We start from the raw sequence: 25,773 nt of genomic DNA on the forward strand, positions 1-25,773 counted from the left end.
ACTTCGTAAGGCTCATAAGAGAATATGAAGAGAGAAGAAACAGTAGATCACCATATAAAAACTTGCTGGCACGCCATTTACAGAATGTACAATCAAGAGGCCGCCAAGCACGACAGCACAACATCACAAGCATTTGTGGTATTGAACATCGATCCGGTTAATGGCACACCAGCAACTAAAATTGCTCCATTGATGGGATTAGAATCTAGAAGCCTAACCAGAATGCTCAAAAGCATGGAAGAGATGGGCGTGATCTACAAACAAAAGGATCCGACAGACGGTCGTTCTGTAAGAATATTCCTTACCGATTTAGGAAAGGAAAAACGTCAGGTTTCTAAACAAACCGTCATTCTTTTTAATGAAGCCGTTAAGCAAACGATTGCTCCAGATAAACTGGAAGCATTCTTCGAAGTAATAGTTAAGATAAATCAGTTAATAGAATCAAATCCATATTCTAAATGAACCGCAAGATTAAGAAAGTAGCAGTATTGGGTTCTGGAGTTATGGGCTCGCGAATAGCCTGTCACTTTGCCAATATTGGTGTGGAAGTGCTCTTGCTCGACATTGTGCCGAGAGACCTTCCTGATGATCAAAAATCTAAGCCAGCTGCACGCAATAAAATTGTGAACGATGCACTGGCTTTTGCATTGAAATCTAAACCATCTCCAATCTATGACCAGAAGTTTGCTTCGCTTATTAGCACCGGCAACTTTGAAGACGACATGCCTAAAATTAAGGATGTCGACTGGATTATTGAGGTGGTAGTCGAACGATTGGACATTAAGAAAATCGTTTTTGAACAGGTTGAAAAGTATAGAAAGCCTGGAACACTTATTACATCAAATACCTCGGGTATTCCTATGCACATGATGTGCGAGGGCAGAAGTGAAGATTTCCAGAAGCATTTCTGTGGAACTCACTTCTTTAATCCGCCAAGGTACTTGAGATTATTGGAAATCATTCCTGGCCCAAAAACCGATCAGGACATCATCGATTTCTTGATGCACTACGGAGATCTTTACTTGGGTAAGGAGACTGTATTGTGTAAAGACACCCCAGCGTTCATCGCCAACCGTATCGGAATTTACGCCATCATGTCGGCCATGCATACTATTGAAGACATGGGCTTAACTGTTGGTGAGGTTGATAGAATGACTGGTCCGCTAATTGGTCGTGCCAAGTCTGCCACCTTCCGAACCATGGATGTGGTTGGTTTGGATACTACGGTGAATGTAGCGAACAACTTGTATGCGGGCCTTCCAAACGATGAGTCGAAAGAGGCTTTCAAATTGCCTAACATTGTTAAGGAAGTTCATGAAAAGGGCTGGTTCGGTGATAAGTCTGGCCAAGGATACTTTAAAAAGACAAAAGACAAAGATGGGAAGAAAGAAATTCTTGAGCTCGACCTAAAAACCTTTGAGTATGGCCCAAGAACTAGAGCCAATTTCAAAGCGCTCGAAGCAGTTAAGGACGAAGAGGATCTCAAGAAGCGAATAGTTAAGTTGGTCAACTTTGATGATAAAGCTGGAGAGTTCTATCGCAGAACTTTCTTCGATACCTTCAAATATGTTTCGTACAGAATTCCTGAAATCTCTGATGAGCTTTATCGAATAGACCAAGCCGTTTGTGCAGGTTTCGCATGGAAAATGGGACCTTTCGATACTTGGGATTTGCTTGGTACCAAAAAGGTAGTTGAGCAAATGGAAGGCATGGATATGAAGCCAGCCGACTGGGTTTACGAAATGCTCAATGCTGGAAACAGCTCGTTCTACAAAATTGAAAACGGCATTAAGAAATACTACGACATTCCTTCGAAGTCATACAAAACTATTCCGGGTACTGAAGACTTGGTGATTCTCGAAAATATTCGTGAGACCCATAAAGTTTGGGGCAATGCAGGGGCATCACTTTTCGATATCGGAGACGGTGTGCTTTGTCTGGAATTCCACACGAAAATGAATGCCATTGGGCAGGAAATTATCGAGGGAATTGAAACGGCCATTGCTATGGCTGAGAAGGACTACAAAGGTCTGGTAATTGGAAATGAAGGCGATAATTTCTCTGCTGGAGCCAACTTAGCAATGTTATTCATGTTTGCTGGCGATCAGGAATTCGATGAAGTAAACCTGATGGTTGCCCAATTCCAAAATACCATGAAGCGTGCGAAGTTCTCTTCTATTCCGGTAGTAGCTGCGCCTGCTGGCCTTACACTGGGCGGTGGTTGTGAACTTTCATTGCATTGTGATGCTATTCAAGCCCATGCCGAAACATACATCGGTTTAGTAGAAGTTGGTGTTGGTCTAATTCCTGGTGGAGGCGGAACCAAAGAACTTACCCTTCGCGTAGCAGATTCTCTAACGGCAGGTGATCCTGAGTTGAACAGGTTACAGGAAGCCTTTATGAACATAGCGACTGCAAAAGTGGCTACTTCTGCAGAGGAGGCGAGAGCAATGAGCATTCTTCGTCCGCAAGATGGCGTGACTTTAAACAGAGCTCGTTTACTTACGGATGCAAAAGCCAAAGTGCTAGAACTGCATGAAGCTGGTTATACACAGCCAGTGGAAAGAACGGATATCAAGGTTCATGGCCAGGTTGGTTTGGCAAATTTCCATGCCGGAATTAACGGTATGTTACTCGGAAACTACATTTCCGAGCACGATGCGAAGATTGCTAAGAAACTAGCGTGGATCATGTGTGGTGGAGACCTCACTGCTCCGCAAGAAGTATCGGAACAATATCTACTTGATTTGGAGCGACAAATGTTTGTCGAATTAACGGCTGAGCCAAAGACGCTTGAGCGTATTCACTCAATTCTCTTTAAGGGTAAACCACTTCGTAACTAGATATTAGACTTGAGAATTCAGACATCAGATTTCAGATAGAGCGCAATGCATAATTTTAAGGAACTAAAGGTATGGCAGAGAACAAGAGTACTTGTAAAGCAAGTCTACTTGTTGACCCCTGAGCTGCCTAATTCTGAGAAATACAACTTGCGATCTCAAATGGAATCTAGTGCTGTTTCAATTATGTCTACAATAGCGGAAGGTTCTGGTAGAGGATCAGATATTGATTTTGCCAGATTTCTGGATATGTCATTAGGTTCAGCGCATGAGCTTGAAAGTCAACTGATAGTTTCATGCGATTTGGGCTATTTTTCTGAAGATACTTTAGACCAATTCACTTCTGAATTATCTGAGATAGAAAGAATGATTGTTGCATTAATAAAAAAACTAAGAAACAACTAGTCTGACATCTAATGTCTGACATCTAAAATCTAAATATATGGATGCTTATATAGTTGCAGGATATAGAACAGCAGTAGGTCGAGGTAAGCGTAGCGTTTTGAAAAGCGTGCGCCCCGATGATATGGCTGCTGACGTAATAAAACATTTGGTCTCTAAAGTTGATGGATTCGATCCGACAAGAGTAGACGACCTGATTGTAGGAAATGCCGTTCCCGAAGCGGAGCAAGGCATGCAAATGGGGCGAATGATCTCTTTGCTTTCATTGCCAATCGGAGTTCCGGGAATGATCGTCAACCGCTACTGTGGTTCAGGTTTAGAAGCCATTGCTTTGGCCTCTTCCAGAATTCATGCGGGTACTGCAGATTGCATTATTGCTGGTGGAACAGAATCAATGAGCATGGTGCCGGTAATGGGTTATAAAACGGCTTTGAACTACAAACTAGCCACAGAGCACAGCGATTACTATTTGAGCATGGGTCTAACGGCTGAGCAAGTAGCTAAAGAATTCAACATCACTAGAGACGAAGCCGATCAGTTTGCTTTAGAGTCGCACCAAAAAGCGATTAAAGCACAAGAGGCTGGCCTTTTCGATGATGAAATTGTGCCGATTAACGTGATTGAAAAGTTTGTAGATGCTTCAGGCAAAATGGCTGAGAAATCTTACACGGTCGATAAAGACGAAGGCCCAAGAGCAGATACATCTTTAGATGTATTGTCTGGTCTTCGACCAGTGTTTGCCCAAGGAGGACAAGTAACCGCGGGTAACTCTTCTCCAGTTTCTGATGGTGCCTCATTTGTAATGGTGATGTCAGAAAGAATGGTGAAGGAGCTAAACCTTGAGCCAATTGCCAGGATGGTGACTTATACTGCCATGGGTGTTCACCCAAGAATTATGGGTATTGGCCCAGTGGAGGCAGTGCCGAAAGCATTGAAGCAGGCAGGTTTGAAACAGTCAGACTTAGACTTGATCGAATTGAACGAAGCTTTCGCAGCGCAGTCATTAGCTGTTATCAAAGAACTTGACTTCGACAGAAGTAAACTGAATGTAAATGGTGGAGCTATTGCTTTGGGTCACCCGCTAGGTTGCTCAGGTGCCAAGCTTTCGGTTCAGCTCTTCAACGAAATGCGAAGACGTAAATCCAAGTACGGCATGGTAACCGCCTGCGTTGGTGGTGGCCAAGGAGTTGCTGGTATCTACGAATTTTTAAACTAGTAACTAGTACTGGGTAGCTGGTATTGAGACTAGTTCCGATAAACAATAAAACTATGCACAATTACAGAGAATTAAAGGTTTGGCAACAGTCGGTAGACTTCGCAGTTGAAGTTTACAAACAGACAAAATCCTTGCCTCCAGAGGAAAAATATGGTCTTACTTCCCAGATAAGAAGAAGTGCCGTTTCGGTCGCTTCTAACATTGCTGAAGGAGCCGGGCGAAATACTAATGGTGAGTTCAATCAATTTCTCGGGATAGCTTATGGCTCATCTTGTGAACTAGATACCCAACTCATTATCGCCAACAAATTGAATTTTATAAATGATCAAACATTTGAGGAATTGGAAACAGGTTATCTCGGCTTGCAGCGAATGATTTATAGTTTGAAGAAGTCTATTCGCTGATGATAACTGTCTCAATACTCAATACTACGTACTAAAATACTTACAAAAATGTCTGTAGCAGAAGATAAGAAATCAATCAAAGGCGGTGAGTTCATCGTCAGAGAAACAGAAGCAAACGAAGTCTTTATTCCAGAAGAGTTTTCTGAGGAACAGAAGATGATGGCGCAAGCGTGCCAGGACTTTATCGACACGGAGATTACTCCGAAAGTTGAGGAGATAGATTCAATGAAAGACCCTGAGCTTGTTCCAAGTATTTTCAAAAAGGCAGGGGACCTTGGCCTATTGGGCATTTCCGTTCCGGAGAATTACAACGGTATGGGCATGAGTTTCAATACGGGTATGTTGATAGCCGATATTATCGGGGCTGCTGGTTCATTTTCTACTACTTATGGAGCGCACACGGGTATTGGTACTTTGCCAATTCTGTACTACGGCAACGAAGAACAAAAGCAAAAATACCTGCCGAAACTGGCCATTGGCGAGTGGGCGGCTTGTTACTGCTTAACCGAGCCAGATGCCGGTTCTGATGCGAACTCTGGTAAAACCAAAGCGGTACTTTCAGAAGATGGAAGTCACTACAAGATCACGGGTCAGAAAATGTGGATCTCGAATGCTGGTTTTGCAGATATCTTTATCGTATTCGCTAAGATTGAAGACGACAAAAACCTGACTGCTTTTATTGTAGAGAAAGGTTTTGGCGGTATCACAATGAACGATGAGGAGAAGAAACTCGGAATCAAAGGTTCTTCTACGCGCCAAGTATTCTTTAACGATTGCGAGGTACCTGCAGAAAATATGCTTTCTGAGCGTGGCAACGGCTTCAAAATTGCCGTGAATATCTTGAACATAGGTCGTGTAAAGTTGGGTGCCGGAGTATTGGGTGGCTGTAGAACCACCATTTCTCATGCCACCAACTATGCCAATGAGCGCAAGCAGTTTGGCGTGTCTATTTCAAGCTTCGGTGCCATTAAAGGCAAACTAGCTGAAATGGCTGCCAAAACTTATGTAGCCGAATCGCTTTGCTACCGTGCCGGACAAAACATTGAAGACAAGATTAACGACTTGGTTGCCGATGGAATGGACGATGCCAAAGCCAAGCTAAAAGGGGTGGAGCAATTTGCCATTGAATGTGCTATTGCAAAAATCCATGGTTCTGAAGCTTTGGATTATGTAGTAGATCAGGGCGTTCAGATATATGGCGGAATGGGCTACTCGGCCGATGCACCAATGGAAAGAGCCTACCGCGATGCTCGTATTGCTAGAATTTACGAAGGTACCAACGAGATTAACCGTATGTTGATGGTGGGCATGCTTTTGAAGCGTGCCATGAAAGGCGAAATCGATATCTACGGTCCGGCAATGGATGTTTCTAAAGAACTGACTTCAGTGCCTACTTTCTCTACCATCGATAAGTCGGTGCTTTTTGCTGGTGAGAAAGAAGTGATTAAAAACTTGAAAAAGGTATTCTTAATGGTAGGTGGAAAGGCTGCCATGGCTTTGCAAGATAAGATTGAAGACGAGCAGGAAGTAATGATGAACCTTGCCGATATCTTGATTGAGGTTTACGCTTGCGAATCTGCTATGCTAAGAACAGAAAAGCTGGTAAGCCAAAAAGGCGAGGAGGCTTGTGCAGACCACATTGCCATGACGCACATCTATATGGCTGGCGCAATCGATAAGATTATAGCTGCTGCTAAAGAAGCTATTGGTTCATTCACCAAAGGCGATGAGCAAAAAGTAATGCTGATGGGCTTGAAGCGTTTCACCAAAATGGACTTAGTGAACGTAAAAGAACTCCGCAGACAAGTAGCAGATACAATGATCGCCAAAGGCAAGTATCCGTACTTCTTCGGTTGACCCTCTGGTGTTCGGAGATCTCCCTAAAGGGAGAAGTTAAAACTCAAGCCAACTTTCTCGAAAGAGAGAGTTGGCTTTTTTCTTTTCCTATGTTTCATCTACATATATTTAAGAAATGACAGAGAGTGATATAATTGAAAACTTCAGTAACGTTAGGGCTTGGAAAAATGGAGACAGGCGAGCCCCGCATAAACCGTTGCTGATTCTTTATGCCTTAGCACAACTTCAAAAGGGTAATAAATCCATTAGCTTTTCTGATTCAGAGGAAGAATTAAAGGAACTATTGGTTAGTTATGGAACTTCGTCTAAACCTAGACCTGAGTACCCATTTGTTCGATTGCAAAATGACGGTATTTGGAGTGTAGACAAACCGGAATTGTTAACAAATAAATCCTCGGATCCTGGGAGACCATTTTTAATAGAGAATAATATATCCGGGGGATTTAATACTGCTCTTCTAGAGTTTTTTGATAAGCATCCAGAATCCATTTTTAAGATTGCCAATCAAGTATTGGAAGAATCCTTTCCAGACTCACTACAAGAAGAGATTCTTAACACAGTTGGTTTAGAAGAAAACAATCAAACTGCGACTAGAAGGAAAAAGAGAGACTTGGCTTTTAGAGACAAAGTATTGATTGCATACGAATATCAGTGTGCTGTCTGTGGGTTTAATGTCAGATTGGGCCATCAACCATTGGCGTTGGAGGCGGCTCATATCAAATGGCATCAGGCCGGAGGCCCTGATGTTCAACAAAATGGTTTTGCCATGTGCTCACTTCATCATAAGTTATTTGATCTAGGGGCATTCACTATTAATAGAGATCATCAGTTGATAGTTTCAGACAGGGTAAATGGTACAGTTGGAAAAGATGAATGGCTCTTGGCTTTTCACACGAAAGAGATTAGAAAACCTCATTCTCATAGTTACCAACCAAATGATTCTTTTCTTCAATGGCATGAAGAAGAAGTGTTTAAAGGCTATGGAAGAGACTGAAATTAGTATTCTGAGGAATAACAAGTATAACATTCAGGTTTTTCCATACTAGTTCTTTCTTCTTTTCCACATGAGTGGCAAAAGTTCTCTTGATATTTTGGGTTAGCATAATTAACCCATACTTGATAACAACTATAACAATAAGGCCTGTCAGTATTATAGCTGAGTTCTGTTCTACATCTTATACAATAAGCAGAGTCTTCACTTGAGGTATTCTTGACACTTTGTACCTCATATTGATCTTGATCAAATTGTCTGGCGGGTTTTGGGGATTTATCAAAGGCTACAAACTTTTCTCTATCCAAAAACTCGAAAATATTATGTTTCTCGTACTTTCTATTGCTTACTAGATCGTCAATGATATCCCATTCAGTAGTAGATCCGACATAATCCTTAGCAAGGCCTAAAAACTTCTTTTTGTAGTTGGGTCTTCTTGCAAATACCGCGTATCCATCCTTTAAAATTTTACTACTGAAATCAAAAGCGGCTAAATCGAACTTATCGTTATTACCGAGAAGACTTGATTCTCCAAGAACACCAAATTCGATATTATTCCTGAATGAAGAATCGAGCAAATTAATGCTTGTTACCAAACCGATATTTTCATTGGAATAATACTTTGCATGCAGATTAGGAATATATACTATTCCAATGTTCGGAAAGTCTCGGAAAAATTCGAAATCCTCATAATTGAGACTTCTTGATATGTTTTCTTCATTTTTCCCAAAGCCTATTACAATTTCAATGTCCGAATTATTCTTATGTTTTTCGAATAGCTTTTTGAAATGTTCATCTAGTCTTATGTAGGGAGAAATGATTAAAAGCCTTGATTTAGCATTGTAGATGATATCATCTACCGCTTCTACCAATTCTTTTCCTGAAATGAATTTTGCCATGTTTATCGGAATAAAATTCTAATGGACCTAAATCAACTAAATAATTATCTAAAATCTAGCGTCTATTATCTAAAGTCTAAATAGACCTCCCAAACGGAGCAAAAGCTAAACCTGCTAGTTTAAAGTGTTGTAGTCCGAATGGAAAACCGATAATGGTAATGCAGAAAAATATGCCCCAAAGCATATGGGTCACGAATACCCAAAAGCCTCCAAAAAGTATCCAGATGATGTTGAGGGGGAGAGAAAGACAGCCGCTAAGTGTTCTGCCGGGTTGTATTTCTTGCCCAAAGGGTGCAAAGCCTAAAATGGCCAGCTTAAAGCACTGAATACCGAAGGGAATTCCGACAATTGTCATGCATAGTGCTATGCCGCCAATTATGTATTCCAGTGCGATCATCCATCCACCAAAGACAATCCACACAATATTTCCTAGTAATCTCATTTGTTGTTTGGTTAACAGTTATCAGTTAATCGGAAGTTGGAGCACGTAGATTCAGACCAACTAATCTTAGCCCAATTCTTTATAGGCAATTACATCAAGGGCTTCATTGTCTACTTCAAAAATTGCGGCCTTTTCCATGCCGTCTACTTCAAACTGATGGTAATACAGAGATGAGCTCCCTTCGCCTAAATTGATGCTGTAAATGGATAGGTTAAAAAGTGCTAGTGCATCGTTTAGGCTATTGAGTGCCGTGGCCTCGTTTTGTCTGGCAAGCGTAAGCTCGGTTGGCGCATTTTCCCAGTGCTGGTTTAAAAGGCGGTCTACCTTGGCCGATTCAGTCAAATAACTGTCTACGGCATCAATCGGCAATTTTTCACTCCAACTTACCAGCTGTTTCATGTCCATTTGGCTGTTCGAAAGTGCTAGGTAACTCAGCTTGGTGCGCGTGGTATCTTGCAATATTTTCAGCGAGCTTTTTATAATCTGCTGGCCTTCTAAATACGCTTCATCAATTTTCTTCAGGTCAACCACTTTGTAGCTGTTGTAGTTGTGTGCATAATCCATTACAAAGGCGGCAATGGCATCAGCGCGTTTTTCTTCCTCAGATCTTCTGTCGCAACTCAACAGTGCAAAAAAGGCTAACGCAAGGGCTAGCAATGCATTTTTTCTAAAAGTCTTATTCATAACGTAGTGTGTTCGAAGGGTTTCTGCGCGCACTTTTCAGCGTTTGGTAGCTCACTGTTACCAGTGCCACCACTATTACAATAATAGCTGATAGCCCGAAAACTACCCAACCAATAGATGTACGGTAAGCAAAACTTTCCAGCCATCCATTCATAACAAAAAATGTTAATGGCACGCCCAAAGCAATGGCCACAAGAATCAATATTAAGTATTCGCGCGAAAGCAGCATTAAAATGGATGAAATAGAGGCGCCCAAAACTTTGCGGATGCCGATTTCTTTGGTACGCTGAATGGTGCTAAATGCCGAAAGCCCAAATAGCCCAAGGCACGAAACTACTATGGCCAGCACTGAAAATACCGAAAACACTGTTCCGAACTGATTATCCTTTTCATACTGGCGATTAAAGAAGGTGTCCAAATAGAAATAGTCCATTGGGTTGCCGGGGAAGAATGCGTCCCAATCGCTTTCAAGTTCACCTAAAAGTTGTTTGGCCTGAATGCCATCGAACTTAATGGCAATAAACTCACGGCTGGCAGCATTGAGCCAGTAGAGAATTGGTGCCACATCATTTTTAAGCGACATCTGGTTGTAGTTGTCCACTACACCAACAACGAGTTTATCTCTGCCCGAATGCGTAATGCGTTTACCCACTGCATCTTCAGCATTTTCGAAACCCAAGAAGCGCGTTGCCGCCTCGTTCAGCATTACATTTTCCACATCGGTGGCATGCGAGCGATCAAAGTTTCTGCCGGCAACCACATCTATTTCAAAAGATGGAAAGTAGTCATAATCCACTTCCACATTATAAATGGTTTTGAAGTCTGTATTGGGTGCCTCGGCTCTTTTGGCTCCGTTGGTCCAGAATATCTCATCGCCCGGCACATTGCTCGATGTGGTAAAGGCTTCCACATTTGGGTGGTGCAATACCTGATTTTTAAAGTTGAGCATTGTGCCACGGTAAAGCGAATCTACTGCTACATAGCCTGGGCCCTGTAAAACCAATGTTTCGGCCATTTCAAATCCTAAGTCGCGCTGCTTTAAATACTGCAATTGTTTGTAAACAATGAAGGTGCCGGAGATCAGAAAAACCGAGGCTAAAAACTGAAAGGTAACAAGGCTTTTTCTTAAGAATATGCCTTTGTGCGATGTAGTCATTTTGCCCTTTAGCGTAACGATTGGGCGGAAAGAAGAAAGCACAAAAGCAGGGTAGAGGCTCGAAAGAAAGGCTCCGGCCAAGAAAACACCAATCACCAAAAGCCAATTGCCCGAGTTGAAAATAAGTGCCAATGAGAGTGGTGCGTTGGTGAGTTGATTGAAATACGGAAGACTTAAACTAACCAAGCCTACAGAAATAAATGCTGCCACCAAATTGACAATGATGGACTCAATGATGAATTGCCAAACCAGTTGACCCTTCATGGCGCCCATTACTTTGCGCACGCCTACTTCTTTTGCCCGCTCCATCGACTGAGAAGAAGCCAAGTTGATGTAGTTTACCCAAGCGATAATGAGAATGAAAACGGCCAGAATACCCAAAAAGTAAACCGACTGTGCATCACCGTTTTCTTCTGGCTCCGACTCTTGCAACAGTTTCGACTTCAAGTGAATATCCGTCATGGCTTGCAGCGGAAACTCCTGTCGGTTGTTTCTTTCAGCAAACATATTGCCTCTTATTTTGTGGAGGTGCTCATCGTACTTTTTGTTGAAAGCAATCGGGTCGGTGCCCTTGGCCAATTTAACGTAGGTATTAAAGTCGTACCATCCCCAAGCTACTTCGGCCTCGTTATCGGTGGCATCTACCAGTGTTTGGTAAGAAAGTAGAATATCGAACTTGATGTGCGAATTGGAAGGCACATTTTCGATAATGCCGGTGACTATAAAGTCTTCATTGATCCACGAGCTATTCCAGCGGATGGTCTTGCCCATTGGGTTTTCATTCCCAAAATATTTAGTGGCGGCTCTTTTGGAAATTACGGCTTTGTTTGGGCCTTCAAGTGCGGTTTCTGGGTTACCTTCCACCATTCCCCAATCGAAAAGCGTGAGCCAACTAGGGTCGGCAATTTGTAGTTTTTCTTCGCGGTAGCTAACGTCACCCTGCGAAATAAGTCCGCTTATGGGAAAGGCGCGAGCAAACTCCAGCACTTCCGGAAAGTTGTCCTTCATATCGCGGCCAACAGCCGGAACGGCCGCAGCACATTCAAAAATGGTATTGCCGTTTTGGTAGTAGTTGTACTGTACTCGGTAAATATCTTGGTAGTCGGTGTGAAATTTGTCGTAGCTCTTTTCGTAGGTCACGTACTGAAAAATGATCATACAACAGGCCATGCCCAGCGCCAAGCCGAGAATGTTGAGCACAGAAAAGGTTTTGTTTTTGACCAGGCTACGGAAAGCCGTGCGAATATAAGAGAAGAGCATGGTTAAGTTATTTTGAGTTAGACCTGCCCTAATATCCTTAAAATAAATGGGTTGTGAAAGTATTGCGCACTCTTCACCTAGCACCGTCACCCTGAACTTGTTTCAGGGTCTGCCCAGGAAGACTAAAGGTCATTTTCTAAGTCTATCCCAATTGATGTTGAAAGGTTGATTTGTAATCGACCCTGTTTAATGCTTTAGCATTTCCGCAGGAATTGCCTGCTTTTCCATATTAGGGCCTGCTATGGCTACCAACAAAGACTCACCACCACCAGCTTCAAAGTACTTTACTTCAAAGTTGTGGTACCCGGCTTTCAAAGCAACTTGGCCCGAAGCTTCCTGGGCTCCGTGGAGGCCATCGTTGTTAACAACCAACTCACCGGCTACGGAAAGCGTACTTCCATCGTCCGAGGTGGTGTAGAAGCTGTAGATGCCATCGGTAGGTACGTTGATCATTCCTTGGAAAACCAAACCGAATTGATCAGGCTGCGGTTTCGGCAGTTCGATTACTTCGTAAACGGAGGTTTTTCCTTCTCCTTTTAGGTCGCTTACACTGCTAAAGTTACCCAGGTGCATGGTAGTTTGTAACCCGGGATCAGCCTTAAGTGGCTGAATAGCTTCTTTCAATGCAGCCTTTTGGTAAATGCCCGTTGCAATAGGGCTTTTGCCACCCGTGGCTAAAACTGTTACGGCCTTAACACTCACTGGCGCACCATCAATTTTAACAGTAAAAGGCTTGGTGTATTTAGTGGCATTTTCATCAGGTGTTGAGCCATCTATAGTGTAGTAAATGCTACTGTTTGGGTATGGCGAACTTAGAGAAAGGGATACTTCATTTTCCAATGTTAGGCCCATGCTTAAACCTTCTGGCGGGCTCACATGATAGTTCACATCTCGTGCGTCAAGCAGCTGATATTGTTTAGTTAGCTTCTGCTGAAAACGCTCCCAGTCGCGCTGTTCCGGCTGCGACCAAACTACCTCTGAAAGTGCAACGGCACGTGGGTAAATCATGTACTCTACATGGTCGGCTGTTTTGATGTATTCTGTCCATAAATTGGCTTGCGCACCCAAAATGTACTTGTGGTGGGCTTCGTCCAGTTCGGCAGGTATCGGGTCATAATTATAAACTTTGTCTAAGGTTATCATTCCACCTATGGCTAGCGGCTCAGTTTCTGGATTACCCTGATAGTAATCGAAGTACATGCTGCCATTTGGTGTCATTACCACATTGTGTTCTGCTTCAGCGGCTTCAATACCACCTGCTTCTCCGCGCCACGACATTACCGCAGCACCAGGTGCCAATCCGCCTTCCAAAATTTCGTCCCAGCCTATTAGCTGTCGCCCATTGGCATTTAAGAACTTTTCCATGCGCTGAATAAAATAGCTCTGCAATTCGAATTCGTCTTTCAGGCCTTCTCTGCGAATTACTCGTTGCGCAACTGCACTTTTCTTCCAAACTGTTTTTGGCGCTTCATCTCCACCAACATGAATGTATTTGCTAGGGAAAAGATCCATTACCTCAGTTAGCACATTCTCTAAAAACGCAAAAGTTTCTTCCTTAGGGCAGAAGATGTCATCGTAAACGCCCCAAATAGTGCCTACTTCGTATGGGCCAGGGCCACAGCCCAACTCTGGGTAAGCAGCAAGTGCGGCTAGAGCGTGGCCTGGCATTTCTATTTCTGGTACCACCGTAACTTGTCGGGCCTCGGCATAAGCAACCACCTCTTTAATTTCTTCTTGTGTGTAAAATCCACCGTATGGTTTTGCATCGCCTTTGTAGGGGTTGAAATTCTTTTCAACCATCGTTTCTTTTCGCTGGCTTCCAACCTCTGTTAGTTTAGGGTACTGCTTAATTTCTATTCTCCAACCTTGGTCATCGGTAAGGTGCCAATGGAAAGTGTTGAACTTATAAAAGGCCATCAGATCGATGTACTTTTTAATGAATTCAACAGGGAAAAAGTGTCGGCTAACATCTAAATGAAGCCCTCTCCACTTAAATCGTGGGGCATCTTCAATGGCCATAAATGGCAAATTGGCGCTGTGAGAATCTGTAGGTAAAAGTTGCAATAGTGTTTGAACCCCATAGAAAAAGCCTTTTTCAGTAGAAGCCTGGATATGTACACCATTATCGTCTACCGAAAAGTGGTAGGCTTCTGCTTCCAAACCATTGATTAATTCAAAAGAGATATTCGGTTGCTCTTCGTTTTGGGCAATTTGACTTTTCCAGCCAACGCTATTGAGGTATTCGTTTAGAAATTCAGCAGTTAATATTGCCTTATCATCGTCATAAGCCAAGATGGGCGCCTCGGTAATCGTGTAGGCTTGGTCATCATCAATCACCATAGATTGTGGCTCAGGGACAATGTTAGGTTGAATGGTTTCAGGCTTAATATTACAGGCCTGTAATACTACAATTAGGGTGAGTAGGGCTAGGGTTCGGGTCATGCGAGCAAGTTAGGCAGTTAACCAAAAAAATAAAACGCTTTGCCTAAAGGCGGCAAGAGCTTTCAATAAATATTATCTTCAAGAAATTTTTTAATCATGTCGAATCGCAGAAAATTTCTCAAATCATCTTTGTATGGTGGCCTAGCTGTAAGCACCGCAAGTCTTTCAAGTGTAGCATGTGCACCAAAAGCGCCATTAAGAAAACCAGTTGTAATTTCTACTTGGAACCACGGGCAAGAGGCAAACCAAGCCGCTTGGAAGGTTTTGGCCGATAAAGGCCGCGCTGTTGATGCCGTAGAGCAAGGCGTTATGGTAACCGAAAACGATCCTGAAAATGCAACAGTTGGAATTGGTGGATTTCCTGATAGAGATGGAAATGTAACGCTTGACGCATGTATAATGGACGAATTCGAGAATGCTGGTTCTGTGGCATTTTTGCAAAACATTAAAAACCCTATTTCGGTGGCGCGTAAGGTAATGGACGATACGCCACACGTAATGCTAGTAGGCGAGGGTGCTAAAAGATTCGCCTTGGAAAAAGGGTTTAAAGAAGAGAACCTGCTTACGCCAAAATCGGAAGCTGCGTGGAAAAAGTGGTTGGAGAATCAGGATTATCAACCGGAGATCAACATCGAAAACCACGATACGATTGGAATGGTGGCGCTTGATGAGCACGGCAACCTTTCAGGCGCATGTACTACTAGTGGTGCTGCTTGGAAAATGCACGGCCGCGTGGGCGATTCACCAATTATTGGTGCTGGCCTTTATGTGGATAATGAAGTTGGTGCTGCTACCGCAACCGGTCTTGGTGAGTTTGTGATCAAAATATGTGGTTCGCACATGATTGTGGAGCTGATGCGCCAAGGTTATTCGCCACAAGAGGCTTGCGAGCAGGCGGTAAACCGCATTGTGAAAAAATACCCTAATGACTATAAGAATCTACAAGTAGGCTTTTTGGCCTTGAACAAACAAGGTGAATATGGCGCTTACTCCATTCACAAAGGGTTCAACTTTGCAGTGAAAGCTTCTGATCAAGATGAGCTGATAGACGCTGGGCATTATAATGGGTAGCCACCCTTTTAAAATTGAAGTATTCAATCCTCCGCCCTTCGGACACTTCCTTTGTCAAAAGTAATTTCCTAGCAAGTGGCACTTCTATGGAATTCTGACCAACGATGTTTGCACAGACACTCCTCCTTGGCGAAGGAGGTTGGGAGGATTGACTTTTAAGTAATGGAATATGGTTTTCTAATCCCCCTAGCCCCCTTTTCGAAAAAGGGGGAATGGCCTCTGCAAGATTGAAGAGCAACACATTTAGTGTTTTTCAATTCAACATTCAGTTAAATGTCTTTTTCTAGGAAATTACTTTTGTCAAAGGAGGAATAGTTCGTAAAAACCTTCGGCTTTTCGAAGTCCAATCCGCTCCTAAATTAGGAGTGGGCTAATCTCCCTTGGCCAATGGCTGAATTTTTCCGTAGGTAAGCGATCGCCATACCCATTCAAAAGGACCAAACTGAAAGTATTTGAGCCAAATGCTGGAGAACATAATGTTCACTACCCATATGGCTAACACAAAAACTGCTTGTGCCGAGCGGTCTAAATCGCCAAAAAGATTAAACCCGTGACCGTAGAAAATAAATCCGCAAAGGATGGATTGCAATAGATAATTGCTGAGTGACATTCGACCAACATCGGCTAGGCGTTTGGCCAAAAAACTGCGTGTACTGGCTTTACAAAAGAGTACGATTATGCCTACATAACCCAGCGACATTAGCACGCTGCCCCAGTAGTTGAGCTGCGATGTAAAAAAGTAACTTATACGATAATCCCAGTTGTAGAGAAAATCGATAAAAACACCCCCTGCGACCAATGGCAGGCCAATGCCTATGCCATAGATAATCATTTTTAAGTAGTACTTTTTAGAGTGTTTGCCTTTGAAAACGCGCCTTTTATAAAGGGCCATACCAATCAAAATCATCCCGGAGATCTTCCAAAAATAGCGCAGCAAAAACCCTGTTGTCTGGAGCCTAAAAGCCTGAGGTGCACGTGTGAGAATTTGGCGTTCCCAATTGCTATGGTAGCCTTCAATTTCATCGGCCATCACTTGAGCTGGTTGATCCCAAATTTGAGCCCTTCGAACCTCGTATTCTCCCGGTTCCCAAAGCGCTACAGAGTAGCCCAATAGCAGCGAAATGGCCGATCCAATAGCCAAAAAGATAATGCCTGCCCTAAGCTGAACGGCCGTTCTCTTATTCCGAAAAATAAACATGAGCAAGCCGCAAACGGCATACATAAAGAGTACATCGCCATACCAAACCAGGTAGGCGTGTATAAGGCCCAACAAGCCTAAATACACAAAGCGTTTATACTGTAAATCGGTTGAGCGAAGGTGTTCTTTTTGTGCTTTCTGCGAGAGCATAATAATGCTCGCACCAAACAGCAGAGAGAATATCCCCAGAAATTTTTGGTCGGCAAAAACATGGCTAATTAGCCACACATATAGGTCGTTGCCCGAAAGTCGTTCGTAGGTTGATGGGTTTAAGTAGGCGGACATGGGCATGGCAAAAGACTGGATAGTCATGGCCAACATGCCAAGTACAGCCACACCACGTAATATGTCTATGGTTGCTACTCTTTTGCCGGTACTAATTGGAGAGAGGATGTATGAAGAACCTGCCAATAGAAATATTTAAAGGTTTAAATATACACCATCAGTTGTTATTTGCAACTGGTGAGTTTGCATGGCTTGACAGCGATTGTTGGCTTCTTGGCCTGTTTTTAAGTTGAAACGGTATTCGTGAAGTGGGCAAACCACTTCGCCAAAGGTTGTTATGTTGGCCTCTTTCAGCGGGTGCATTTGGTGCGGACACAGCTGCTGAAAAGCAAAAAAGGCTTGCCCATGTTTAGCCAGGCAAACCTTTTTTTCTCCAATGCGAACTATGCGAATGCTCTTCTCGGTAAATGCTGCTTTTAGCTGCTCCTCACTTTGAAAAACTTTTACGTTAGGCATTATTTATTCAATTGCTTCAGTGCTTCTTCAATGGCTCGATCCAGCTGAGGGTCGCGCCCTTTAATTCTATCCTCAAAGGTAGTTCGAATATAAATGTCAGGTTTCACGCCCACTTTTTCAATGTTCTGCCCGTCCAAAGTGTAAGTTCCCCAGCTTGGCAAGCGATAGAATGAGCCATCGACCAAGCCGGCACCACTGGTAAAGATGATCCATCGGTAGGTTTCGGTACCAATTATGGTTCCTAACCCTAGCTCTTTAAATCCGGTGGCTGTCATTTCTGCATCGCTTAAGCTTTGCTCGTTTATCAACAGAATGGTTGGCTTTGCTCCCGCACCAAAATTACCTTGAGGTGTAAGCTTTCCTTCGCGGAATTTCCACTGCAAGTACGGCTTTTGAGATAAGAATTTGAGCACCTCATCGTGCACGTTTCCACCAGTATTATAGCGCAGGTCTAGAATGAGCGCATCGCGGTTATAGGCTTCAGAAGTCATTTCGATAAGAAAATCTTGAAGTGAGCCACCACCCATATTTTTCATATGAATGTATGCCACCTTTTTGTCTGTTTTGCTGTCAACCTCCTGCTGGTTATGTGCAATCCACTCATCGTACAAATTGGTGCGAAGGCTGCCAGTGCTATTTGGGTGAATCTTCACCTCGATTGAATTCCCCGACCTGTTGAGCGTAAGGCTTACTTCTTCATCAATCGATGGTTTGGAAAGGTAGAATTCACGGTTGGTGCTTTGGCTCACCGGTTCACCATTTATGGCGGTTATTATGTCGCCCGCTTGAATATCTTTTTCTGGAAAATCAGCTGGACCTTCGGAAACAACACTTACTATTTCGTACGGATTGTCGTTTGAAAACATAAGCCCCAAATTCATGCTGGTGCTGCCGTAGTAGGTGCTTTCGTCTCTACCAAAAGAGCTAAAACCCATGTGCGAAGAGTTCAATTCACCCAGCAAATCATTCATGAGGGTTCGCAATTCTCTTCGCGATTTTATGTGCGGTAAAAACTTAGCGTATTGCGTTTTTAAATCCTTCCAGTCTTCTCCATGGAAAGTTTCATTGTAAAAGTTCTGCTCAATACCCGCCCAAGTTTCGTAGTAAATCTGCTCGAATTCGCTTTTCAGCGACCTTCTAAAATCGAACTTAGTTTCAATAGCCGTTAGCTTTTTACTGCTCAAGTTGAGTTTGCTTATGCGGCCGCCATTATTCACGTACAGGTTTTTCTTTACCTGAATGATTTCTCCGGCTCGGGCAGAGCCATCAATTTTTTCAGTCTTTGGTCTTTCAAACGGCTCAAAGGTTGTTACCCAAAGCGATCGCTGGGCTTCATCGTGGTTCGATGAATAGACAACCTGCGTTTTGTCGCCCGCTTGAACCACAAAAGGATTGCTCTGGCTGCCAAAGCTAGGGCCAATCTGTTCCATTGCTCTTAAAACATCCGCCTCAAAGTCTATTTGAGTTGCTGGGCCTTCGGCTTTCTTTTCTTCGGTTTTGTCTTCTTCCTCTTTCTTCTCTTCTTCAAAAACCTTTGCCAATTCATCAGACTTAAAGTCACCTTCTTGGCGCACCAAAGGAATGCGATACATGCGGCCATCTCTCAACCCAAACGGGTAGCTTGGTTGTGTTCGGTTGCTCACAAAGTACAGGTACTTGCCTTCAGGCCCCCAAAAAGGGCTGGTTTCTGGCACGCCCGTTTTGGTATAGTTGTGCACGGATTTTTCCGCTATATCATAAATGTAAATGTCTTCTTCAAAATCGTTGCGAACGGTAAAGGTGAGGTACTTGCCATCGGGCGAAAAGCGAGGCTGCGGATTGTAAAGCCCCCAAAGCTCTTCATTGGCTACGGTTTCGCTCTTAAAAGTTTCCAGGTCTAACAGGCGTACTTCGTTGCGGCCACTGTAGTATGCAGCATGCGTAAGCGTTGGGTTCAGTTCAATGTTTCTGTCAAAGCCTTGGTCATTGGTTAGCTGTTTTTCGCTTGTTCCCGTAGCAGCATCAATGGTGAACAAGTTGGTGTAACCACCAGCCGTTTGGCTATAAAGTAAAGTTTTGTTGTCTTTTAGCCACTTTACTTCAACCACCCTTTCGCCAGGCTTGGTTTTGAGCTGCTTAATGAATTTGCCCGAAATGTCAGACACAAACAATTCGCCTCGGCTTACAAAGGCCAGCTTCTTTTCGTCTTGCGAAACATCAAAGGCCGAAACATTTCTATCGGTAGAAAACTCTTGTGCTTGCGCTAGGGTGTTATTCTTAAAAATGGAAATGCTCACTTTTTGGCTTCGCTTTTTAGCTACATCGTAGAGGTAGACCTGATAGTCTTTTTCGAAAACCACAAAACCACCATTGGCATTTACCTGCGGGTCTTTTATGGAGGTTTTAAAATTAGTTAACCTTGTTTTCTGGCCATTTACAAAGGCATAAAGGTTGTATTGCCCGTTTGATTCGTCTGAAGCAAAGTACACGTTGCCATCTTTATCAATGGTGCTCCACATGTCTTTTCCTTCATAGTCGGTTAGCTCGGCATACTCACCGGTATGCATGTTAAAGGTTTTGATGTCTGGGTTGAAAGCACCTTTGTATCGCTTTCGATGTACTTGGTTGCTGCTTTCCCAGCTTTCGTTAAAAAATACTCGGCCGTCAGGATGAAGCGCCAAATTATGCGGCCAGTTAAAATAGTGATCGAATAGGCGCTTTGGTGTGCGGCCTTCAATGTCTACTGTGTAAGCAGCCGTTCTGTTGTATCGGCCAGAGCGAAAGTAAATGGTTTTGCTGTCCCAAGACCAAGTTTCCATTCTATCGCCAGCAGAATTGAAAGTGAGTTGCTTGATTTCTCCACCGTCAATAGGCATTATGTAAATGTCGGCATTGCCATACTGGGTTGAAGAAAAGGCAATCCATTTGCCGTCAGGACTAATTCTTGGGTATTCTTCCACACCGTCCATGCCGGTAAGTCGGGTAGCCGTTCCGCCAGAGCTGCTCACTTTCCACAAATCACTGTCGAAAGAGAAAACTATTTGGCTGCCATCGGGTGTTAAGGCAGGGGTAGAAGTAAAGTAAACGTCTTGTTGAGCCTTGAGCGTTGCGCAAAGTACAAGGCATAAACCAATGAGCGTAGATTTTATCATAAGGTTAGCTTTTACCAATTAATTAAATAGCCGTTTGTATTGTGGGGAAAAGGCGTTTCATTCGCTGTTTGAACCCACTAACTACTAGTGACAGAATAACCATGAATTTAAGAAGATATACCCTAATCATGTTGGTTTGCTTTTGCGCTTTTACATCACTGGTAGTGCAGGCGCAAACCAAGCTAATTATTCTTGATGAACAGTTGAAACCTGTAGATGGCGCTGTTGTGTTTTCAGCACAATTGGGAATTGAGGCAGTTACCGATGTTAACGGAAAGGTGGAAGTAGCGATTGATGAAGCTGCACTTGTGGAAATTTCTCATGTAGCGCACATCACCAAGTCTATGGTACTTTTCCCTAATAAGCGCTACTCAGTTGTACTTTCGCAGCAAGTGCTTTCGCTAGATGATGCCGTGGTTGAGGGCTTTTCTGCCAACAATACCTTGCGCGAACAAGCGGGGGGAATAGAGAAATTGTCTAAGCAATCACTTGTTCGATTTGGCGAGACTTCTCCGGTAGATCCTATCAGTTTATTACCGGGAATCACTTTTGAAGAGCGCGCTGCAGCGAGCTATCGCATTTCCATTAGAGGGAGTTCGTTAAGGTCGCCATTCGGTATACGTAATGTTAAGGTTTATTGGAACGGCATGCCTTTTACGGGTCCGGGTGGAAATACATACCTGAATTTGTTCGATATGGACAACCTTTCTGGGCTTGAGGTGATAAAGGGTCCATCGGCAAGTATGTATGGTGCGGGCACGGGTGGTGTTATGAAATTCAACAGCACCGATTACGCTAGTTTGGCCAATACCACAAGGTTTGGTGCTTTGTGGGGAGCATATGGAGAAAGCAGATATTCTATTCAGCATAATACCACGGGCGAAAAATTTAGCATAACGGCAAAGTTTGCTAACCAAAAAACGGACGGCTATCGGGTGCAGAACTTTATGGATAGAAGTGTTTTTGAACTGAACGGACTTTACTTTCCGAGCGACAAGCAAACCATATCGGCCGACATAGCCTACACTGATTTGTACTACGGCATTCCGGGGGGGCTAAACAAAGATCAGTACGATGAAAACCCACAGCAAGCCAGACCAGGCAGCGTTTTACAGAATGCTTCAATTGACCATAAAATGTTGCTGGTAAACTTGGGGCATGAATATGAGTTTTCGGAAAAACTCTCAAATACAACTAACCTTTTTCTGACCAACAGGGATTTTGAGAACCCTTTTATTCTGGACTATAAGCGCGATGAAGAAACGCGTTATGGCTTTAGAACGCAGTTTGATCACCGTTTGGATGAGGCGGTCCAGTTTAACCTAAACTATGGATGGGAGTTGCAACGTGCCGATTACGATGGTAAGAACTTTGGCAATGTAAGTGGCCACGCAGACACCATTCGTTTTGCCGATGAAATGACGAATACAGAAAGCATGTTCTTTCTGAACGGAAGTTATAAGCCAACAGATTTTTGGACGGTTTCCGCAGGAGCAAGCCTGCACTCACTTACCTATGACATTGACCGAACCATAGATGAGATTAACAATAATCCGCAGCGGCTTAAAAAACGGTTCGACAATGTTTTTAGCCCAAGGGTGAGTGTTTCAAGGCTTTTCAACAATGGCATGAACGCGCACTTCTCGATTTCGAACGGGTTTTCTGCGCCAACTACCAGTGAGGTACGCACCAACGAGGGTAGCCTAAATGAAGACCTTGAAGCAGAAAAGGGGACCAATTACGAATTGAACTTTCGTGGCCCAATTGGGCTCAAGGGGCTTTCCTTCGATTTAAGCCTTTTCCATTTCGATTTGGATCAGTCAATCACCACCTATACCGACCCGAACGGGGTAGTGCTTTTCAGAAATGCTGGCAGTTTAAAGCAAAATGGGTTGGAGTTGCAGGTGCTTAAAAAGTGGTTTTTTGGAGAAGAAAGCTTTTTCGACCAAATAACTTCCACCTTGGCCTATACGCACCACAATTTTGAGTTTGGTGACTATACAAGTGGGGGCGATGATTTTAGCGGAAACGACCTTACCGGAACAGCGCCAAATGTGCTGGGCTTTTCTACCGATGTGGCTTTTGCCAACAGGTTTTACGTAAACACCAGCTATCAGTACACCGATGAAATTCCCCTAAACGATGCCAATTCTGTTTATTCAGATGGTTTTCACCAACTGAACGCAAAACTGGGTTACGATGTAGAGGCTGCCGGCAAAATTGGACTTTCAGTGTTTATAGGGGTGAATAATTTATTGGATGAAAAGTACAGTTTGGGCAACGACCTGAACGCTTTTGGTGGCCGTTATTATCAACCGGCACCCGACCGTAATTTCTATTTTGGACTAAAATTGAATCTGAGAAAATAATATGAGTACATACGACAAAGCACAAATAAACTACCTTATTAGAAACCGCAGATCGGCATATCCGGCTCAATATAGTAGCGAGCCTGTAGCCGATGAAATTATAAACGAGATGTTGGAAAATGCCAATTGGGCACCTACCCACCGACTTACTGAACCGTGGAGGTTTGTGGTTTTTAAGGGTGAAGGCTTAAAGAAATTGGCAACGTTTCAATCGGAGCTTTATAAAGAACTGGCGCAAAAAAACGGCAATTTTAATGAAGCTACATACGACAAGCTGGCTGCTAAGCCGCAAATGGCATCGCATGTAATTGCTATTGGAATGGCCCGCGACCCAAAAGAGAGTGTTCCTGAGGTGGAAGAAGTGGCATCTGTAGCCATGGCAGTGCAAAACATGTATTTGACAGCCGAGGCCAACGGAATTGGCTGCTATTGGGGTTCTGGAGGTGTAACCTATAAAGAGGAAGCCAAAGCATTTTTCGGCTTAGGGCCGAACGATAAGCTGCTTGGCTTTTTATACGTGGGCAATCTCAAAACAGATAAAAAGCCTGCTGGCAGAAGAAACCCTATTGAAGAAAAAGTGAAGTGGGTGGAGGCTTAATGAAATGTACACTTCGCAGATAATCTAATTACCTGTGAGGTGTGACTTTTTTTCAAGTATGAGAATTGCTCCTCTGTAGTGCTTAATTCTAACGTAAGCGTTGTCTCGGCTTAGGCGTTCTAGTGTATTTCTTCCTCGGTATTCAGGTGTAACTAACCCGTAGCCTGAAACTTTAAATGAGGTGTTTGATACTTGAAAGTGAGCGATTTTACCTGAATACTCGAACTTTTCTATCCTGCCTTCAACAGTTTGTAAATTATTGTTTTCGAGTTGTGTTTTGAAGAAGGCCTTTTTTTGTAGGTAGGCAATACTCATGAATATCGTTAGCCCTACTATCACAAATAGACCCAAGCTAACCATCCGATTTCTCTTAAACAGTATTACAGAAATTGCGCAGCAAGCGACCAGTACAACAGTCTGCAAAGTGTAAATAAGAAAATTACCTATAATGACACTCGTGCTCGGATTACCAATATCAAATACTGTTTCGTACATTGGGTAACAGTTAGCTAGCTCAAATGAACAAGATTCTGGTATTATTTCTTAGTTTGAACACCATCTTTTCTGGAATTGACCTAATGTCTCAGGTTAATAAACAAGAAGAGACAGAGCAGTTCATATTAAAGGTAATGTCGGAGTACAAAAACCCAATGGCCTATTACCCGCTGCGCAGGGATATTTTTCTACCAGATGAGGAAGAGGCTGAAGCAATAGAACGAAAGGCTGATTATCCGGAAGGCGCTACAGTTTCGGGTTCTTTTATCTTTTTAGGAGAAGATGATGAACTGGACAGACCGCGCTTTGTAGACAGTCAAGGCAAGCTAATGTTTGGCTACTCTCCTTACAAAGGTTGGTCACAAAAAGGCTCCTATCAATATCAAAAACGAAAGTTCGAATTGATTTCCAATGGCACCCCAGCTTTAGGTAGGTTCCTTTACCTATACGGAAAGGTGGAAGACTGACCCTTGCCGCTCGGCTGATTCCGATTTTCTTTTTAAATTATATTCACAAAGTGTCACCTATGCAAAAAGCCACATTCTGGTCATATTTCCGCTTGCCTTTTTCGTACTTTTTGGTGCCTGCGTTTATGTTTGGTGTGGTACTGAGCCCGAACAATAGGGTTGCTCAAATGCTTTGGCTTTTCGTGATCCTGCACTTTTTTATTTACCCGGCTAGTAACGCTTATCACAACTATTTCAATCCAAAGGATGGTCGTTTGTCCAGTGCTAAGCCCCCAAGGCAGATTTATTTTATATCGCTTTTTTTAGATATTATGGGCATTGCTTTAGCCCTGGTTTGCTTTCCCGGCAACTATACTTTGGCGCTTATGTTGTTTGCATATGTTGTTGCATCGCGGGCATATAGCCACCCCATCATTCATCTTAAGTCGGTGCCGATTTTAAACTGGGTAATCGTTTCGTTTTTTCAGGGCGCTTGGATTGTTTGGATGGTATACATAAGCTTGGCAGGAGAGGGTTTTGGTGCTGTAGCCGACCAAAGGGTGTTTTTGCCTGGCATGTTAGCCACATTAATTTTGTTGGCGACTTTTCCCATTACCCAAGTGCACCATCATGTGCAGGACTTTGAAAAGGCCGATTTTGCAATTTCAAAATGGCTCGGCCTAAGGGGTACATTTGTTTTTGCCGGCATTGTTTACAAAGTGGCTGCGGCAGGCTTTTCTTTCTTTTTAAAACACTACTACAGTATGAATCATGCCATTGTATTTATGGTGTTGATTAGTCCGGCATTTATGTATTATAGCTGGTGGTGCTTTAAGGCATTGCGGAATAAATCGAATGCCAGCTATGCCAATTCACTAAGGTTAAATTTGTTGGCTGCTACATGTTTTGGTTTGTTCTTTATGGTGCTTTTTCTAGAAGAAAGTACGGCTTTTGAATTGCCTCAGCTTGTTCCATAATTGAGGGGCAGAAAGCCACCATAATTTTCGATTAAGAACACCACACCAAATATTTCCCTTCATCGATTGTTGCCACCACTCAAGTAAAATGAACCATAGAATATTACAATTGGTCTTAAGTTTAATTTTTACAGGAAGAACCTAATAAACCTAA

At 43.2% G+C, this 25,773-nt stretch carries 21 protein-coding genes; 12 read left to right on the forward strand and 9 right to left on the reverse strand.

Features of this window, described 5'->3' with window-relative positions; all coding sequences use genetic code 11:
- The first annotated feature begins 24 nt into the window (after positions 1 to 24).
- From BMW98_RS03695 to BMW98_RS03725, 7 genes are all read left to right on the forward strand, one after another.
- Complete coding sequence (locus BMW98_RS03695) at positions 25 to 462, forward strand: MarR family winged helix-turn-helix transcriptional regulator (RefSeq protein ID WP_090257033.1); 438 nt, start codon at positions 25 to 27, stop codon at positions 460 to 462.
- Positions 459 to 2,843, forward strand: a complete 2,385-nt coding sequence (locus tag BMW98_RS03700; protein WP_090257034.1) for a 3-hydroxyacyl-CoA dehydrogenase/enoyl-CoA hydratase family protein — start codon at positions 459 to 461, stop codon at positions 2,841 to 2,843. Before BMW98_RS03695 ends, BMW98_RS03700 begins: the two co-directional genes overlap by 4 nt.
- Before the next feature lie 45 nt (positions 2,844 to 2,888).
- On the forward strand, positions 2,889 to 3,245 hold the full coding sequence (locus BMW98_RS03705; RefSeq protein WP_090257035.1) for a four helix bundle protein: 357 nt from the start codon (positions 2,889 to 2,891) through the stop codon (positions 3,243 to 3,245).
- 37 nt (positions 3,246 to 3,282) lie between these two features.
- Complete coding sequence (locus BMW98_RS03710) at positions 3,283 to 4,458, forward strand: acetyl-CoA C-acyltransferase (protein WP_090257036.1); 1,176 nt, start codon at positions 3,283 to 3,285, stop codon at positions 4,456 to 4,458.
- A 53-nt stretch (positions 4,459 to 4,511) separates the two neighbouring features.
- On the forward strand, positions 4,512 to 4,862 hold the full coding sequence (locus BMW98_RS03715) for a four helix bundle protein (RefSeq protein WP_090257037.1): 351 nt from the start codon (positions 4,512 to 4,514) through the stop codon (positions 4,860 to 4,862).
- A 48-nt stretch (positions 4,863 to 4,910) separates the two neighbouring features.
- Positions 4,911 to 6,719 carry an acyl-CoA dehydrogenase family protein gene (locus tag BMW98_RS03720; protein ID WP_090257038.1) on the forward strand — a complete coding sequence of 603 codons (1,809 nt, stop codon included), beginning with the start codon at positions 4,911 to 4,913 and terminating at the stop codon, positions 6,717 to 6,719.
- Between the two features lie 115 nt (positions 6,720 to 6,834).
- Positions 6,835 to 7,713 (forward strand): phosphorothioated DNA-binding restriction endonuclease, encoded by an 879-nt coding sequence (locus BMW98_RS03725; RefSeq protein WP_090257039.1) that lies wholly within the window; start codon positions 6,835 to 6,837, stop codon positions 7,711 to 7,713.
- A gap of 2 nt (positions 7,714 to 7,715) precedes the next feature.
- Here BMW98_RS03725 and BMW98_RS03730 read toward each other — a convergent pair whose 3' ends face one another.
- The 5 genes from BMW98_RS03730 to BMW98_RS03750 all read right to left on the reverse strand — a co-directional run bounded on the left by BMW98_RS03730 (position 7,716) and on the right by BMW98_RS03750 (position 14,593).
- Positions 7,716 to 8,609 (reverse strand): phospholipase D-like domain-containing protein, encoded by an 894-nt coding sequence (locus BMW98_RS03730; protein ID WP_090257040.1) that lies wholly within the window; start codon positions 8,607 to 8,609, stop codon positions 7,716 to 7,718.
- Positions 8,610 to 8,685: 76 nt separating this feature from the next.
- The gene (locus tag BMW98_RS03735; RefSeq protein WP_090257041.1) at positions 8,686 to 9,051 is read right to left on the reverse strand and encodes a YccF domain-containing protein; all 366 of its coding nucleotides are present in this window, start codon (positions 9,049 to 9,051) and stop codon (positions 8,686 to 8,688) included.
- A 66-nt stretch (positions 9,052 to 9,117) separates the two neighbouring features.
- Positions 9,118 to 9,735 carry a hypothetical protein gene (locus tag BMW98_RS03740; protein ID WP_090257042.1) on the reverse strand — a complete coding sequence of 206 codons (618 nt, stop codon included), beginning with the start codon at positions 9,733 to 9,735 and terminating at the stop codon, positions 9,118 to 9,120.
- On the reverse strand, positions 9,728 to 12,151 hold the full coding sequence (locus tag BMW98_RS03745; protein ID WP_090258199.1) for an ABC transporter permease: 2,424 nt from the start codon (positions 12,149 to 12,151) through the stop codon (positions 9,728 to 9,730). Before BMW98_RS03745 ends, BMW98_RS03740 begins: the two co-directional genes overlap by 8 nt.
- A gap of 186 nt (positions 12,152 to 12,337) precedes the next feature.
- Positions 12,338 to 14,593: a family 20 glycosylhydrolase gene (locus BMW98_RS03750; RefSeq protein WP_090257043.1), complete on the reverse strand. Its 2,256-nt coding sequence runs from the start codon at positions 14,591 to 14,593 to the stop codon at positions 12,338 to 12,340.
- Between the two features lie 96 nt (positions 14,594 to 14,689).
- Here BMW98_RS03750 and BMW98_RS03755 point away from each other — a divergent pair, with 96 nt between their 5' ends.
- Complete coding sequence (locus BMW98_RS03755; protein WP_090257044.1) at positions 14,690 to 15,664, forward strand: isoaspartyl peptidase/L-asparaginase family protein; 975 nt, start codon at positions 14,690 to 14,692, stop codon at positions 15,662 to 15,664.
- Positions 15,665 to 16,034: 370 nt separating this feature from the next.
- Here BMW98_RS03755 and BMW98_RS03760 read toward each other — a convergent pair whose 3' ends face one another.
- Genes BMW98_RS03760 through BMW98_RS03770 form a run of 3 tightly spaced genes read right to left on the reverse strand, consistent with a single transcriptional unit; the run spans position 16,035 to position 20,734 of the window.
- Positions 16,035 to 17,273, reverse strand: coding sequence for a DUF418 domain-containing protein (locus BMW98_RS03760; RefSeq protein ID WP_090257045.1), 1,239 nt, complete (start codon positions 17,271 to 17,273; stop codon positions 16,035 to 16,037).
- A 9-nt stretch (positions 17,274 to 17,282) separates the two neighbouring features.
- Positions 17,283 to 17,603 carry a Rieske (2Fe-2S) protein gene (locus BMW98_RS03765; protein WP_090257046.1) on the reverse strand — a complete coding sequence of 107 codons (321 nt, stop codon included), beginning with the start codon at positions 17,601 to 17,603 and terminating at the stop codon, positions 17,283 to 17,285.
- Positions 17,603 to 20,734 (reverse strand): S41 family peptidase, encoded by a 3,132-nt coding sequence (locus BMW98_RS03770; RefSeq protein ID WP_090258200.1) that lies wholly within the window; start codon positions 20,732 to 20,734, stop codon positions 17,603 to 17,605. The genes BMW98_RS03765 and BMW98_RS03770 overlap by 1 nt, the downstream gene beginning before the upstream one ends.
- Positions 20,735 to 20,835: 101 nt before the next feature.
- Between BMW98_RS03770 and BMW98_RS03775 the strand changes: the two genes are divergently transcribed.
- A complete protein-coding gene (locus BMW98_RS03775; RefSeq protein WP_090257047.1) occupies positions 20,836 to 23,103 on the forward strand; it encodes a TonB-dependent receptor in 2,268 nt (755 codons plus the stop codon).
- 1 nt (position 23,104) lies between these two features.
- Entirely contained in the window at positions 23,105 to 23,701 is a 597-nt protein-coding gene (locus tag BMW98_RS03780) for a nitroreductase family protein (protein ID WP_090257048.1), read from the forward strand.
- 24 nt (positions 23,702 to 23,725) lie between these two features.
- Here the strand turns inward: BMW98_RS03780 and BMW98_RS20320 are convergent, their stop codons facing one another.
- Positions 23,726 to 24,016 (reverse strand): hypothetical protein, encoded by a 291-nt coding sequence (locus BMW98_RS20320; RefSeq protein WP_139177402.1) that lies wholly within the window; start codon positions 24,014 to 24,016, stop codon positions 23,726 to 23,728.
- Between the two features lie 203 nt (positions 24,017 to 24,219).
- On the opposite strand from BMW98_RS20320, the gene BMW98_RS03790 reads away from it, so the two are divergent.
- Both BMW98_RS03790 and BMW98_RS03795 read left to right on the forward strand, forming a co-directional pair.
- Positions 24,220 to 24,663 carry a hypothetical protein gene (locus BMW98_RS03790; protein WP_090257050.1) on the forward strand — a complete coding sequence of 148 codons (444 nt, stop codon included), beginning with the start codon at positions 24,220 to 24,222 and terminating at the stop codon, positions 24,661 to 24,663.
- A gap of 59 nt (positions 24,664 to 24,722) precedes the next feature.
- Positions 24,723 to 25,619: a UbiA family prenyltransferase gene (locus tag BMW98_RS03795; protein WP_090257051.1), complete on the forward strand. Its 897-nt coding sequence runs from the start codon at positions 24,723 to 24,725 to the stop codon at positions 25,617 to 25,619.
- The last annotated feature ends 154 nt before the right edge of the window (positions 25,620 to 25,773 follow it).

It is taken from the genome of Roseivirga pacifica (assembly GCF_900111145.1).
Lineage (GTDB): Bacteria > Bacteroidota > Bacteroidia > Cytophagales > Cyclobacteriaceae > Roseivirga > Roseivirga pacifica.